We start from the raw sequence: 14,717 nt of genomic DNA on the forward strand, positions 1-14,717 counted from the left end.
TTTCAAAGGTTTGATCGAGATAAAATTCGTCTTTTAGTATTCCGTTTACGCGTTCTGCCATCGCATTTTCGTAGCAATGATTTTCTTCAGTCATACTAATATCTATCTTTTTTCTTTTGAGTATTTGTGTGTATACATTGCTACAATACTGTATTCCTCTATCTGAATGATGTATTAGTCTATTAATGTTTTTAGCTTGGTAAATCGCTTTATTAAGTGCTCTCACGCATCCTTTAAGTTCTAAGCTATCACTTAGATCATAACCAACTATTTTCCTAGAGTACATATCTGTTATTAAAGCTAGGTAACAAAACCCTTTAACTGTTCTAATGTATGTGATATCCGATACCCAAACTTGGTTAGCTCTAGTTACTTCTAAGTCTTTTATGATGTTATTATATTTATAAAATCGATGATAAGAGTTAGTAGTTCTAGCGCTTGTTTTCTTTCTAAGTGTTAGCATATTATGCTTTCTAAGCACTTTAAATAGTGTATCTCGGCCTACTTTAATGTTAGCTTTAACAAACTCTTTGTCTAAAGATCTGGTAAGTTTACGAACACCTTCTCTAGGAAGGGATTTGCGTCTTTTTCTAACAATATTTATAATCTGTTGTTCTAGAATTAAACGTTTATCAGCTCTGTTTTTATGCTTATAATAAGCATTACGTTTAAGTCCAAAACAATGAGTTATAGTTGTCAGAGAAGCAAATCCCGTAGATTTCTTTTTAGCTTTAATTAAGGCTTTATACTTAGCTTTTTTTTTAGTTCATTAACCGATTTATAGCCAAGATCTTCAGCAGCAACTTCAAGATAACAATCCTGTACCATAGCATCGAGATCCTTTTTAAGTAGTAGTTTTTTTAGCAGTTCAACCTCTTTTTGAAGTGCCTTAATTCTAGATATTTCGTCTTTCGTTTCCACTTTTACTCTGGTGTTCATTAAGTCTTTACGATTGTACTTTTTAATCCACTCGTTAACAGTTGTAGGTGCGATAGAGTAGAGTTTACAAAGTTCGCTCTTTGTGTGTTTTCCGGTTGTAAGTTCGGCTAAAATTTTTAATTTAAAAGGTTCGCTGTAACGTCTAATTACTTTGTCATTTCTGTACATAATGTTTAAAATTATGTAGCCTTATTTTAGGACGGGTCAAAATTGTACACAACGTGTTTGTATATGGTTTGTTGCGTGTTTCAAGCAACTAATTTAGTAAATAATTACTGACCAAGAAAGTCCGCGAGGACTTTCGTAAGTAGGCGAGAAGCCAGCAATAAATTATATACGGTGTTGGCAAATCGTTATTTATTTCCAGATGATTAATTTGATTCCAAAAACTAAAATTGTTGTAAAAAATATTATTACTTGTCTTTTATGTGACTTCCAAGTTAGCTTTCCTAATTCTCGGGTTGTTAATCTCATATCTAAGAATTCCTTTTTTTATTTCTTCATAATTTTCAAAACTATTATCATTTAAACCATTAAACTTCTTAAATAGTAGTTTAATGAATTTAGAAGCAATTTTCGTGTTATGAACAAGAGGAAATTTTTCAGGTAGTTTTTTACCAAGTTTTTTAAAAGTTTTTTTTCTGACTTTCATTATATGACTGGTAATTCTAAGGTCAAACAATCTACTTAGAATTGCAATACCTCCATAAATTATTGATGAAAATATTGCAATAACACATAATAAATAAAAAGCAAACTCGAAATTAATATAAGGTTTACTGTTTATTAATAAGTTGCTGTAATCATTTCTTTTGTCTAATAAATAAATTAAGAAAGCAATACCAAAAGTTATGAAAAAATTAATAGAAAATCCAAGTTGAGAAAATACTTTATCTCTCCAATAATGATGTCTATCATTATATTCTTTAATTTTCTCTTTTTTACTCATTTCTTTTTAATTTAATAATAGTTGTTGTTTGTGAGTGTAAATTTTCTTGGTTACTTAACTTCTTTGAACCCAATTTTGTTGTTAATAGTTATAGTTGCATTATTATTTAATTGAGTAATAGTTTTTATTGATTTTATATTCGAATGATTTTCAAAAGCGTGCTGTATTAATTTTAGTTTGATTTGTGTGCCAATTCCATTTCGTCTATAATCTGGAAGAACTCCAATTGTATTTAGATAAAACGAATCTCTTTCTTTAAAATCTATATTTCCGTAACCGTATCCAATGCATTGGTTTCTGTGATTTTTCGCCATACAAAAAATTAAGCTTTCTGCTGAATATTCACTTTTGTTAATTAAGTTTTCTTTTAGCCAAAAGTTTGTTTCTTCTTGTATTTCGGTTGAAATGTGGCTTTGAATTATTAAAAACTCATTTGCTTCCTCTTCGCTAAGCGTTTGTTTCAATTCAAATTTGTTAGAATATTTAGGATGCGTAAGAAAATCATCTTTATCTAACTTGTAAACCTTTCCCATTTTTATTTATTAACCTTTGGTTATTGCTTGAAAAAAAAGAATACCTCCTTTTGGTAAAGGACAAGCACAAATTCCACCTTGTAATTCATATCCGTCTTTTAGAAGTTCATTTAGTTCTTCACTCAATCTAACTAATGTTTGTTCTTGTACTACTTCGTATCTTTTCATCTTTTTATTGTTTTGTGTATGATTGTTTTTTTAATGTTTGCCAACGTGCTTGTATAAGAATAGTGCGGTTTTGTGTGCGAGGATTTTCCGAAGGAAAATCAGACGTAACAAAATTGCACGACTCTTGGATTAAGCACTAAACTACGCATTATTTTTATACGTTGTTATGTGCTGGCTTTCTGCGTTATCAATTTCGTTTAATCAATAATTGTAAACCTAAACCTATGAATACAAATCCGCTCACTTTTTTCATAATTTCTCCTATTCGGTCATTTTTTCTCAAAGTGTCAGTCATAAATGATGCGGAATAAGCCAAAAACAAGCACCAAATTGTTCCAGTTGTCAGGAAAGTTAAGCCCAGAATTAAAAATGGAATTAAACTATCTGCATATTCAGGTTTAATGAATTGAGGTAACAATGACAAAAAGAAGATTGCGACTTTCGGATTTAACACATTCGTTATAAATCCTTGTCGATAGATTTTCCACAAGTCAGTTTTTTCAAATTCGGCTTTTTCATCAGCGAACAATTTTGATTTATCCAAAAGCATTTTAACACCCAAATAAATCAGATAAGATGCTCCAATCCATTTTATAATATTGAAAAGTAATATTGATTTTGCTAATATTACAGATAGTCCAAATCCAGCTAATAAAATGTGAATTATTGCTCCACTTCCAATTCCAAGTACAGAGTAAATCCCAGCTTTTTTTCCTTGTGCGATACTACGTGTAATTATATAAATCGTATCGGCTCCAGGCGTTAGATTCATAATAATTCCAGCAATAATAAACCCTAAATAATTTTCTATTCCGCTCATTTTAAATTTGGTCTCGATGATTTTTCCGCTTGCACATAACGTGTTTGTATAAAAAGAGTTGCGTTTTTGCGTGCGAGGATTTTCCGTAGGAAAATCAGAAGTAGCAAAAGTGCAACGACTTTTAAAATTAGTTCTAAATATAGCAATTTTTTTTATGCGTTGTTATATACTTTTGCGATAGAGTAGAGTGAGAGCGTTCTGCAAAAATTCCGAAATAGTTTTCCAAAATTTTTAGAGTTGGATTTATCTTCTTAAAACTCAAAAAAATCTCGGAAAGAAAACCATGCTTTTTTCTGCATAAGTGATTTTCCATTTGAGTGATATTTCTGCAGAAGTAAATTCAGTATTATATTCAGTTTTCACAAACAATTTAAAGTTCCGCAAACAAGCTGAAATTCCGTTTGAGTGAGATTCAGAGTTTGTTTTTAAATTCAAAGTTTGAGTGAGAAAAAATTCAGATGAATTATGGTTTTAGTAATTCGGTTTTATTAGGAGTTACAATTTCAGAGCAATTGTATATAACGGTTACGTATAAGAATAGTGCGTTTTTGTGTGCGAGGATTTTCCGCAGGAAAATCAGAAGTAGCAAAAGTGCACTGTTCTTTGTTTAAGTACTAATCTACGCATTATTTTTATGCGATGTTGTGTGTAGTACTTATTCCTTTCCTTTAATTATTCTAACATCATCTTGATAATTATAACGAATAGCTCCTTTTTTCATTTTCATACCTTGACCACCCGTTATTTCATCGGTGATTGGACCAACATTTTCCATCATAAAATCCAGATGATTGTATCTTTCGTTTCCAATGAGTTGTGAAAAATTTATCTCATCAGAATAAAATTTTCGATTAGAACTTGTTTTTATTTTGATAACTCCAAACGTATCTAACAAAGTGTTTTTGAATTCATATCGATGCTCCCAAAAATATGTTCCACCTTTTTCCATATGAAGTTTTCCTCCCGCTTTTTCATCATTCCTTTTTGGAAAGCATATGAATTTAGTTCCTATCTTATTAGCTTCATGCGGTTTAATACATAGAGGGAATTCTGTATAGCCATAAAGTTCAGCTATTGGAAAGAAAAACACCAATTGTCTTGAAGTTAATACTTCCACACTTTCTATATAAACGTTTTCCTCTCCATCATTTATAATATTAATTTCAATTACAGGCTCAGTTAATTTTTGCTTTTTTTTATTAAATAGTAAATCAATTTTCTTTGGTTCTTTAAACCAATGAAATTTATTTTTATGTTCAAAAATTTGATATCTTATAATTAACTTGTCTTTGTCATTTAAAGGTATTTTTTTTGAATTCTCTTCTACGTTAATAAAAACTTCTTGTGTAACAGTTAAATCATTGTGATCTTTAAATTCATTTAAGTAATTAGAAAAATGTGGTAATTCAGGACTTAATGTATTTAACATTGCGGACAATAACATAGCAATCTCGAAATTATTTCCTCTTGAAATAGATTCGTAGTAAAATGACGATGTTGCCAATTGCCTTGATTCTTGAAAAGCATAATCTCTTTTTGTGTGACTCCAATAACCTTTACCAACAACAAGCAAAACATCAATAGCTGGGTGAGTATGGAATTCAGAATCATACTTTTTTATGCGCTCTATTTCATTCTCTTTTTTTAAATCAGATGAATATGCAAAAAGAACTCTAATCGGTCGTTTTTGACCTTTAGAATCAAATTTTTTCAGCAAATTAAATTTCTTAATTGTACTTTTTATTTCTGTTGCATTTATTGTGGATTTCACTTCAAAAGCATATCTGCAACTTTCTATAGGAAAGACTCCAACATTAGAACTTAGCATAGCTTTTGGTAGCGAATCTTCATTATAAATAATTAAATCTGTTTCGGCCGATAAACTGCCATTACCATCTGCAATTTTCCCGTTTCCCAAATTCCATTTGCGAGGAAGGTATTTTAACAGAAACACACTCAAATGTTCTTCCTTGACTTTTCCTTTTAGACCTTCGTGTCCTATTGAAGAACCTAAGTCAGCAGATTCAATTAGTATTTTAATATTATTCAATAAGACTTCTAGAACTGGTGTCATTTTAATTTATAGGTCTTTTTAGGTATTACACACAACGTTTATGTATAAGAATAGTTGCGGGTTTGTATGCGAGGATTTTCCGAAGGAAAATCAGATGTTACAAACACGCAACGACCTTTGATTAAGCACTAAACCGCAATTATTTTTATACGGTGTTAGGTGCAGTTATTTTTCTCTAATAATTTCTTTTATATCGTATTTATCAAATTGATTTCCGACAATAACTTTTGCTCCGAGTCGTACGAATTCTTTAGTGTCGTATTTGTCAAATTCATTAGTGTTTACAGTCACTAAATCAGGTTGGATTCTGATAATTTCTTTTATATCGTATTTGTCAAATTGATTTTCAACAATAACTTTTGCTCCGAGTCGCACGAATTCTTTAGTGTCGTATTTGTCAAATTCATTAGTGTTTACAGTTACTAAATCAGGTTGGATTCTGATGATTTCTTTTATATCGTATTTGTCAAATTGATTTCCGACAATAACTTTTGCTCCGAGTCGCACGAATTCTTTAGTGTCGTATTTGTCAAATTCATTAGTGTTTACAGTCACTAAATCAGGTTGGATTCTGATGATTTCTTTTATATCGTATTTGTCAAATTGATTTCCAACAATAACTTTTGCTCCGAGTCGCACGAATTCTTTAGTGTCGTATTTGTCAAATTCATTAGTATTTACAGTTACTAAATCAGGTTGGATTCTGATGATTTCTTTTATATCGTATTTGTCAAATTGATTTCCGACAATAACTTTTGCTCCGAGTCGCACGAATTCTTTAGTATCATATTTGTCAAATTGATGAAGTTCATTTATAATCTCTACGTTCTGTGAAAAACAAAAGATTGAATTTAAAAAAATAAGTATGAATATGTGTTTTTTCATTTTTTACTAATTGCACCTAACGGTTACGTATAAGAATAGTGCGGTTTTGTGTGCGAGGATTTTCCGTAGGAAAATCAGAAGTAACAAAAGTGCACTGTTCTATGTTTAAGCACTAATCTACGCATTATTTTTATGCGATGTTGGCAAACGTATTTTTAATCCACGTAACCTTGATATTCTATAACTTTTATCTTTCCGTTTTCAAATTTAAAAATGAAAACAGATGTTTGTTCTAAATTCCCGATTTTAATAAAATCAGTTTTCAATTCCGTTTTTATTCGATCCTCAAAGCTTTCTTTTTTAGTTCCAACTTTAATAGAGTCTAAAAAATCAAAATCCGAATTTTCTATTTTAGCAGCGTATATTGATTCCCAATTTGCAGCTCGATAAGAATAAATTTTAGTCTTGTCAAAAGTCAGCGTTTTAATTGTGTCTGTAACTGATTCGTCGTGCGTATTTGTTTTAGGTTCTGTTTTTAAGTCAAACTTTGGATTTAAGGCAATTTTTTCTAAATCAGATTCCAATTCAGTTAATAAACTATCATTTTCAAAATACTGTTCAGGAATAGCAATTTCTTCAATCGGTTTTTTCGGTTTATCTTTTAATTCAGTCGTTGGTTTTACTTCTTTTGATTCCGCTTTTTGAGTTTCCTTTTGTTTACAAGAAACTATCAAAATTAGCATTAAGATTGAAGTTAGTAGGTGTCTTTTCATATGTTTGCCAACGGTCTTGTATAAAAATAGTTGCGTTTTTTGCGTGCGAGGAATTTCCGTAGGAAATTCAGATGTAGCAAAAGTGCAACGTTCTTTAAATTTTGTTCTAAATATAGCAATTTTTTTTATGCGTTGTTGGCAACTGTTGCGAGACATTTGAGTAATCGCGTTTTTTTATTTCACTTAATGGATCAATTCCGAGTGAAGTCCGCAAAGTGGTTTTGTTTTTTTTAAATTCCGTTTGAGTGGCTTTTCCGAAACTAGCTAAATTCCGCAAGAGTAAATTCAGCAGACGAGTAAATAATTCCGGAATATTTAATTCCGATTTTGAGTGATTTTTTCAGAGTAAAGTTTGGCAGAATTCCGTTTGGTGTTTTTTCCGAGTTATAGTTGCCAACGTGTTTGTATATGATTAGTGGCGTGTTTCAGCACCTAATTTAGTAAATAAAAACCGAATAGAAAATCTGGAAGGATTTTCGTAAGCAAGCTAAAACTAGCCATTAATAATATACGGTGTTAGTTTTTAGTGCTTTTTAGATTCCAATTAAATTCTTTTTTATTCATTATATTTTTCAATTCCGCAAACTAGCTAAAATTCCGTTCCGATAGTTATCGGAAGAGTGATTTCCTTTTTTCCTTTTTCAGAGTTTGAGTAAATAATTCCGCAGCAATCTAAATTCCGATCGAGTATGTTTTAGCGTAATCTTATTTTTTTTGATTCCGCAAACGAGCTAAATAATCCGCAACATATTTTTTAAGAATTGAGTGAGTTTTTTTTATTTTGTTGATGAAATTAGGGACGTTTATCGTTACCTTTTTAATTTCCGCAAACTAGCTTAAGCATTAAAACTAACGGTCTTGTATAAAAATAGTTGCGTTTTTGCGAGCGAGGATTTTCCGAAGGAAAATCAGATGTAGCAAAAGTGCAACGACTTTTAAAATTAGTTCTAAATATAGCAATTTTTTTTATGCGTTGTTAGCTACTTTTACGAGACATTCGAGTAAGTACGCTTTTTTTCTATTCCGCTAAATTGCTCAATTCCAAGTGAAGTCCGCAAAGTTTTTTTGTTTTTTTTAATTCCGTTTTTGTGGTTATTCCGAAACTGGCTAAATTCCGCAAGAGTAAGTTCAGCATTCGAGTAAATAATTCCGCAATATTTGATTCCGATTTTGAGTGGTTTTTTCAGCGTAAAGCTTTGCAGAATTTTGTTTGGTAATTTTTCCGAGTTATAGTAGCTAACGGTTACGTATAAGAATTGTGCGTTTTTGTGTGCGAGGATTTTCCGCGGGAAAATCAGAAGTAACAAAAGTGCACTGTTCTTTGTTTAAGCACTAATCTACGCATTATTTTTATGCGATGTTGTACAACGGTTTTAGTATCCGTTTATTCTTAGTTCATAATATTCTTTTGTGTCCAAGTTAACTTTTAGATTGTAATAACAATTTCCTCCATCATCAACTATCATTATTTCAGTTTTCCAATATTCTTCTGCTCCAGTATCATCACAAAAGAAATTAATCCAAACCTCTTTTTGTCCGTTGTCATTTATTATTGGGACATATTGTCTTTTAAATCCATCTAATTTTAATTTATAAGCTGATGCTGTTTTTTGATTGTCTGGATAATTTTTGTTGTGTTCAATAAGCCCTATTTTTTGTGCATCATTATTTTCTTTAACCAGAGTTTTTAAAATATTTTCTATTTCTATTAATTCCGATTGAGTAAGTTCGGTAGGTTTAGCATTTTTAAAAATCCAATACCAATTGGTTTGGTAAGTCAGAATTACAAAATCAGATTTTGCTAATTTGAATTCCGATTGAGTTTTTTCTCCGCTTACAATTTTGTCCGTTTTTTTATTTCCGTTACATGACGAAATTAAAATTAGAAATATAAAGATTAATCTTTTCAAAATGTTTCTTTAACTGTTGTACAACGGTTACGTATAAGAATAGTGCGGTTTTGTGTGCGAGGATTTTCCGCAGGAAAATCAGAAGTAGCAAAAAAGCACTGTTCTTTGTTTAAGCACTAATCTACGCATTATTTTTATGCGATGTTGTGTGTTCGTTTTTACCACAGGTATTTTAATTCAATTTTGTCATTTCCAATGTTTAGCACTTTATAAGTCGAAGCTCCAATTTCAATTAAAGCACTTCCTATGTCGATGTTCAAATTCTTTTTTAATTCAGATTGCTTTTTTTTATCAAAAGTCCAACGATAAATTCCGTCAATTTTTGGTTCGTTTTCGGTTGTTCTTCTAAGCACTAAATTTCGATTTTTTAAAACTCCATTTTCCCAACCATAAACATCCCAAAATCCATTAAAACTCTTTACCACAGAATCAGCAACCATTTCACGCTTTTTGTCTAATTCAACGAATTTATGTTTGAAGATTTTAGTTTCTAAACTATCATAGTCAATTCCATTCCATTCGCAGTTTCCGACTATTTTCAGCGCTTTTCCTTTTATTTTGATATCATAGTAGTCTATTGAGGAAGAATTGAACGAACAAGTGTCTTTAATTGATTCCGCTTTATTAATAAATTCAATTATTAATTTTAAGTCAGATTTTCCAATTTCAGTTGTCCAAGTCGAGTCAGTTACTGAACCATAATAGTAAAAAGGTCTTTTTTTTACTGCTTTAATTTTTTCTCCGCTTTTAAAAATGTCCATTGAGTAAAATTCAATTCTTTCATCTCCAGTTCTAAATCGAATTTCAATATCCGAAAAGTCATTAAATTCCGCTTTGTCAATATTGTCAGAATTACAGGAAGTTAGAATTAGAAGTAAGATTATTAAATGGTTTCTCATTGTTTCTTAAATGACACACAACGGTTACGTATAAGAATAGTGCGTTTTTGTGTGCGAGGATTTTCCGCAGGAAAATCAGAAGTAACAAAAATGCACTAACTCTTATTTAAGCACTAATCTACGCATTATTTTTATGCGATGTTGTACATAGTTTTTCTTTTCAGATTCCAAATATCATATCATAGAACCATTCAAATTCTTTTCCGCCAGATAAATTTGCTGATTTAGAAGTAACTTTTCTCATTGCGCTTTCGTCATCATATAATTCATCGTTTTCAGAAGCCATTTCAAAAAAACCTTCTATTGGAATTAAAGCACTTACCATCGCTTTTAAATCAGATGCAACTTTTCCCATTATAAAATCAGGTTTGTCGTGGTCAAGCATAACTACTATTCCGCTATTTTTTTCAATCGCGAGAATGTCTAATTCAAAGTTTCCAATCTTTTCAAATTCATTCGGAATAGGTAAGAAGTCCTTTTTAAGAGTAAATTCAACCATTCCAACTTCAATTTTTTTTTCAAGAAGTTCAGTCTTTATTTTTTCAATTGGACTTGATAAGTTTATTTCTGTTACCATTTTCTTAAATTATGTACAACGTGTTTGTGTTATGGCTAGTTGCGTTGGCTGGAACTAAGTTAATAAAAGAAACCGAACCTGTGGAAAATTCCGCAGGAATTTTCCGAGTAATCACTGACTAGCAATTAGTTATACACGTTGTTACCAAAAGTACATTTTTGATTTCAATATATAAATATCAGAGTTATAAATTCTATATTATGATTCAACAATTTTAGTTTTTCAGCGACTTACAAGTCAAAGAAAAGCATTCCACTTTCTAAATTCTGCACACAAGCTAGGAAAACCTCATAGTATTTAATTCAGCGTTTGAGTAAGTATTCTGTTTATTTTATTCATTGATTATTAGTTTAAATTATACCTTGATAATATTACACCTTAATTTCAGGTGGCATATAGTCGGCATATAGTCGGCATATAGTCGGTATAAAGTCGACATATATTCTGCATATATTTAGAGTAAAATGGTAAGATTTACAATTTGAGTAGTATTAGTTTGTAGAGTTAAGTTGCTGAATTTGTTGGAGTTTTCACGTATTTTTGGTAACGTGTTTGTGTTATGGAAAGTTGCGTTTAAAGTGAACGGCTATTTTCCGCAGGAAAATAGAAGTTTACAAAAATGCGACTAACTTTAGTTAAGCTAAAAATAAGTAATTTTTTATACACGGTGTTGCCAACTGGCTTTTTTTTCCGTTCTATAAAATTCGTTTGTATTTAGCACTCTTTCTTAATTTTTCATTTTTATTCGGATAGTAAAAATTCAGTCGTTTGTTAGTTATTTTTACAGTCCAGTTAAAATCAGTTTTGTTTCCGTTTCTATATTCAGTCAGAGTAATAAATTTTCCGTTTTGAGTGATTTTTCCAACACTAATTTCAGGTTTATTCTTTTTATATTTTTTCCATTCATTTTTGCTATTCACTTCATAACTTTTCCAAGTATAAGTGGAGTCAGAGTGAATTATAATTTCGGTAACTCCATAAAAGTAAGTTGTACTGTTACTTTGATAATGTCTTAAATATTTTCGGCCATCTGTTTGTCCGAAAGTGTTTTGTAAGAAAAAAATCAATAATAAAGTTATAATTCCGTTTTTCAATTATGAGTGGTTTTAGCTTGTTGGCAACGGTCTTGTATAAAAAGAGTTGCGTTTTTGCGTGCGAGGAATTTCCGTAGGAAATTCAGATGTAGCAAAAGTGCAACGACTTTTAAATTAGTTCTAAATATAGCAATTTTTTTTATGCGTTGTTAGCTACTGTTGCGAGACATTTGAGTAATCACGTTTTTAATTCCGCTTAATAGATCAATTCCGAGTGAAGTTCGTAAAGTGGTTCTTTTTTTAAATTACGTCTAATGTATAAATTCCGAGTGAAGTTCGTAAAGTGATTTTTTTAAATTCCGTTTGAGTTGTTATTCCGCAAACAAGTAAAATTCCGCAAGAGTTAATTCCGAATTGGAGTAAATAATTTCGTAATATTTAATTCAGATTTTGAGTGAATTTTTCATCGTAAAGTTTGACAAAATTCCGTTTGGTAATTTTTCCGAGTTATAGTAGCTAACGGGTCTTGTATATGAAAAGTAGCGAATATAAATCCACAATTTTTCGGAAAGACTAAAGTAATAAAAAAGCGTAAACCTTTGATTTTACGCTTAAAACGCTATTTTTTATATACGTGGTTGTGGTTAGTTTTTATTGTTTAGTTAATGTTATATTGTTTGGAATAGTAAATTCTGGGTCTCTTGGGTTTTGTCCGTTTATATTCCAATGTTCGCCATTTTGCAATATTAATTTTGCTTGTGAAACAGAATATGTTGGAGGATTGTTTCCTAAAGGAGGGTTTGTTACTAAATCTAATAATTCAAATTTCATTTTTTCACTTTTATCCTTTAAATAATCACGAAAGTGAAAGGATCCATAATTTTCATTATGATAACGTGCTCCAAGTATAGGTGTTATACCATTCTGAGTGTAAGTAGGATGTACACCAAAAACATTATTCGCATTTATGTTATAATTTAATGTGTTAATTATTTCAACACCATTTGCTACATATTTATATTTACCGACTAATTCATCAGTGTAGATTTCACTTAAATCAGAATAAGCCATTGTTACTTTTTCAAAAACTATAGTAAGTGTATCCGTTCCGTTTGTCCATTGCCAAGTACCTATAAATGGTGCAAAAGAGTTATTGACATCTTTTAAATAACAACCATCTACAATATCATCAGAATCATAATCTGATGCTATGTTTACAATTGGAGATTGTGCTTTACAACTTAATGTAAATAATATTATTAAAGTTAAAATTATATTTTTCATTTTTTTATGTTTTAGTTACAAGGTGTTTCTTTAAATATTCCGTTTTTATATTCTATTTTTGTGAATTCTGTAAAATCATCATTAGCTCTAAAAAGTGTTAGCCCTAAATTTTCATTGGCTAAAAATTTAGTAAAAGCTAATTCATTTTGTCCATTAGTTTTATAGGGTAGAATGTTATATTTTTTTTCACCATACAGATTCTCTGCGTCATCTTGAATAGTTTTACTAAATCCCCAAGTAGTAAAATATTTAATAGCAAAATCTGAATTCACAAAAGCATTAGAATTATTAATTTGTAAAGCATAATTTGTGCCATGTTCAGTTGTTAAGAAATTTGTGAATGTATTTGGACTAAAAATATGGCCAGTACCAATCAATAGGTACATTTCGTAAATATCTTTTACAGAGAAAACAGATAGTTGTTTTTTACTCTCAGTTTCTTTATTGTAATGTAAATGCATTAAAACACTTATTAAGTTTGTACCTATTTCCACAGGGACTTCATCTGCATTTTCATCGCCTTCAAAATAAGCTGCACTAAATTCGGATTCAATTTGATCTTGAGGACTTAAAAAATAACCTCTTTCTTTGGTGGTTGATGAAGTGAAACTACTTAGATAACTTAATAGTTTATCAACTGTATTATTAGTAGAGTTTACAACAGGTTTGCCAATTAAATTCTTTAATTTGGTACAGTCTGGATCAGCAGGATTTATAGTTGGAGCAGCAATAATAGGGTCATTATCTTCACAACCTCTACAACTAGTACCAAGCCCACCATTATCATCATCATCAGTATTGTTGGAGTTACCGTTTCCACCTTGACTACCAGAATTAGAATCGTTATCTATTGGGCCTCCTCCACCTCCTGAACCATCGTCATAATAAGACCAACCACAATTTTCTGCCATTAAAACCCATTCTTCTGTATATAGAGGAGTGTCGCCAACAAGATTACCTTCATTGTTAGTAACATCTTCTAAAGACCAGACTTGAATACAATTATATTCTGCTACTAATTTTGAAAGTTCCCCATTGTTAAAAACATTAGTATCAAAATCGATAGGAGTATATTTAACTGTGGTGTTGTTTAATTCACCATCAATTAATGAGTTAAATTGTTCTTTAGTAAAACCATACTCTAAAATATAAGCATCATAAGTTCCTTGACTGTTTGATTGTAATAATAGGTTTTCAACATTATCTGTAATTAATGTATCTCTTTCGATTTGAAAACTATAAGAATTAATGCCTGTTTGTGTGTCTTCAATATGTTTTACAAAATCTGTATTTATAGAAAACCCGAGATTACTATTATAAAATTCTCTTGAAGTATTTGAATTCTGTACTTCTTTTGTATTTTTAGAATTTAAACTACTTAGTTTTTCAATGATATTATTTTCCGATTGGATTTTTTTATAATCTAATACCTCAATTTTAAATTTAGATTGTTCAATAGTATTAAAAGAATTGTTTTCAAAATCTTTCTCACAACTTGTAATTAAAGAGGAAATACCAAAGAGTAATATTCCAAATTTTAAATAGTTTTTTAGTTTTTGTTTCTTCATACCGTTGGGTTTTAAAGTTAGTTAAAATTTTGGTTTCGTGGTCAAAATTAACCACAACGGTTACGTATAAGAATAGTGCGGTTTTGTGTGCGAGGATTTTCCGCAGGAAAATCAGATGTAGCAAAAGTGCACTGTTCTTTGTTTAAGTACTAATCTACGCATTATTTTTATGCGATGTTGTAGCAAGTTATTTTTCTTTTAACTTTTCTATTTTCCGAAATTCTCTTTCACTATTAAATTTCAATAGCCAATCTTTTGGAATATAACTTTCAAAAAATCCCCATTTGTCAGATTTCAATTTAGCTTTTTTTAATTTTTTCAGAATCATATTCAGATGGTCAATATTCCAAGACCAAAATTCAAT

The 14,717-nt window shown here is 30.3% G+C and carries 15 protein-coding genes; all 15 read right to left on the minus strand.

Annotated elements, in window-relative coordinates; all coding sequences use genetic code 11:
- The coding region (locus tag AMD28_RS18645; protein WP_055445153.1) for an IS3 family transposase at positions 1 to 736 on the minus strand (736 nt) is incomplete at its 3' end.
- Positions 736 to 1,107 carry a transposase gene (locus tag AMD28_RS15905; protein ID WP_055442126.1) on the minus strand — a complete coding sequence of 124 codons (372 nt, stop codon included), beginning with the start codon at positions 1,105 to 1,107 and terminating at the stop codon, positions 736 to 738. The genes AMD28_RS18645 and AMD28_RS15905, both read right to left, overlap by 1 nt.
- A gap of 256 nt (positions 1,108 to 1,363) precedes the next feature.
- Complete coding sequence (locus AMD28_RS15910; RefSeq protein ID WP_055445141.1) at positions 1,364 to 1,888, minus strand: hypothetical protein; 525 nt, start codon at positions 1,886 to 1,888, stop codon at positions 1,364 to 1,366.
- A gap of 50 nt (positions 1,889 to 1,938) precedes the next feature.
- Entirely contained in the window at positions 1,939 to 2,352 is a 414-nt protein-coding gene (locus tag AMD28_RS15915; RefSeq protein ID WP_161804646.1) for a GNAT family N-acetyltransferase, read from the minus strand.
- A gap of 78 nt (positions 2,353 to 2,430) precedes the next feature.
- A complete protein-coding gene (locus tag AMD28_RS18420; RefSeq protein WP_083478353.1) occupies positions 2,431 to 2,589 on the minus strand; it encodes a DUF1737 domain-containing protein in 159 nt (52 codons plus the stop codon).
- Between the two features lie 187 nt (positions 2,590 to 2,776).
- The gene (locus tag AMD28_RS15920; protein ID WP_055445143.1) at positions 2,777 to 3,409 is read right to left on the minus strand and encodes a LysE family translocator; all 633 of its coding nucleotides are present in this window, start codon (positions 3,407 to 3,409) and stop codon (positions 2,777 to 2,779) included.
- A 655-nt stretch (positions 3,410 to 4,064) separates the two neighbouring features.
- Positions 4,065 to 5,483, minus strand: coding sequence for a DUF6602 domain-containing protein (locus tag AMD28_RS15925; protein ID WP_055445144.1), 1,419 nt, complete (start codon positions 5,481 to 5,483; stop codon positions 4,065 to 4,067).
- Positions 5,484 to 5,648: 165 nt separating this feature from the next.
- On the minus strand, positions 5,649 to 6,368 hold the full coding sequence (locus tag AMD28_RS15930) for a substrate-binding domain-containing protein (protein ID WP_055445145.1): 720 nt from the start codon (positions 6,366 to 6,368) through the stop codon (positions 5,649 to 5,651).
- Between the two features lie 155 nt (positions 6,369 to 6,523).
- Positions 6,524 to 7,081, minus strand: coding sequence for a hypothetical protein (locus tag AMD28_RS15935; RefSeq protein ID WP_152975637.1), 558 nt, complete (start codon positions 7,079 to 7,081; stop codon positions 6,524 to 6,526).
- Between the two features lie 1,373 nt (positions 7,082 to 8,454).
- Positions 8,455 to 8,991: a hypothetical protein gene (locus AMD28_RS15940; protein WP_055445147.1), complete on the minus strand. Its 537-nt coding sequence runs from the start codon at positions 8,989 to 8,991 to the stop codon at positions 8,455 to 8,457.
- A gap of 158 nt (positions 8,992 to 9,149) precedes the next feature.
- Positions 9,150 to 9,890 carry a hypothetical protein gene (locus tag AMD28_RS15945; protein WP_055445148.1) on the minus strand — a complete coding sequence of 247 codons (741 nt, stop codon included), beginning with the start codon at positions 9,888 to 9,890 and terminating at the stop codon, positions 9,150 to 9,152.
- A 160-nt stretch (positions 9,891 to 10,050) separates the two neighbouring features.
- Positions 10,051 to 10,467, minus strand: a complete 417-nt coding sequence (locus AMD28_RS15950) for a hypothetical protein (RefSeq protein ID WP_055445149.1) — start codon at positions 10,465 to 10,467, stop codon at positions 10,051 to 10,053.
- Between the two features lie 695 nt (positions 10,468 to 11,162).
- The gene (locus AMD28_RS15955; RefSeq protein ID WP_055445150.1) at positions 11,163 to 11,561 is read right to left on the minus strand and encodes a hypothetical protein; all 399 of its coding nucleotides are present in this window, start codon (positions 11,559 to 11,561) and stop codon (positions 11,163 to 11,165) included.
- Positions 11,562 to 12,152: 591 nt separating this feature from the next.
- Entirely contained in the window at positions 12,153 to 12,785 is a 633-nt protein-coding gene (locus AMD28_RS15960; RefSeq protein ID WP_055445151.1) for a DUF6705 family protein, read from the minus strand.
- Positions 12,786 to 12,796: 11 nt separating this feature from the next.
- A complete protein-coding gene (locus tag AMD28_RS15965) occupies positions 12,797 to 14,353 on the minus strand; it encodes a hypothetical protein (RefSeq protein WP_055445152.1) in 1,557 nt (518 codons plus the stop codon).
- Positions 14,354 to 14,717: the final 364 nt, after the last annotated feature.

Source organism: Lacinutrix himadriensis, from assembly GCF_001418105.1.
Taxonomy (GTDB): domain Bacteria; phylum Bacteroidota; class Bacteroidia; order Flavobacteriales; family Flavobacteriaceae; genus Oceanihabitans; species Oceanihabitans himadriense.

What these genes read in the sequence shown, in the direction of transcription:
- AMD28_RS18420 (WP_083478353.1), bottom strand. Translation starts at nt 2,589, where the DNA reads ATGAAAAGATACGAAGTAGTACAAGAACAAACATTAGTTAGATTGAGT.
- AMD28_RS15960 (WP_055445151.1), bottom strand. Translation starts at nt 12,785, where the DNA reads ATGAAAAATATAATTTTAACTTTAATAATATTATTTACATTAAGTTGT.
- AMD28_RS15945 (WP_055445148.1), bottom strand. Translation starts at nt 9,890, where the DNA reads ATGAGAAACCATTTAATAATCTTACTTCTAATTCTAACTTCCTGTAAT.
- AMD28_RS15910 (WP_055445141.1), bottom strand. Translation starts at nt 1,888, where the DNA reads ATGAGTAAAAAAGAGAAAATTAAAGAATATAATGATAGACATCATTAT.
- AMD28_RS15950 (WP_055445149.1), bottom strand. Translation starts at nt 10,467, where the DNA reads ATGGTAACAGAAATAAACTTATCAAGTCCAATTGAAAAAATAAAGACT.
- AMD28_RS15920 (WP_055445143.1), bottom strand. Translation starts at nt 3,409, where the DNA reads ATGAGCGGAATAGAAAATTATTTAGGGTTTATTATTGCTGGAATTATT.
- AMD28_RS15925 (WP_055445144.1), bottom strand. Translation starts at nt 5,483, where the DNA reads ATGACACCAGTTCTAGAAGTCTTATTGAATAATATTAAAATACTAATT.
- AMD28_RS15965 (WP_055445152.1), bottom strand. Translation starts at nt 14,353, where the DNA reads ATGAAGAAACAAAAACTAAAAAACTATTTAAAATTTGGAATATTACTC.
- AMD28_RS15930 (WP_055445145.1), bottom strand. Translation starts at nt 6,368, where the DNA reads ATGAAAAAACACATATTCATACTTATTTTTTTAAATTCAATCTTTTGT.
- AMD28_RS15935 (WP_152975637.1), bottom strand. Translation starts at nt 7,081, where the DNA reads ATGAAAAGACACCTACTAACTTCAATCTTAATGCTAATTTTGATAGTT.
- AMD28_RS15905 (WP_055442126.1), bottom strand. Translation starts at nt 1,107, where the DNA reads ATGTACAGAAATGACAAAGTAATTAGACGTTACAGCGAACCTTTTAAA.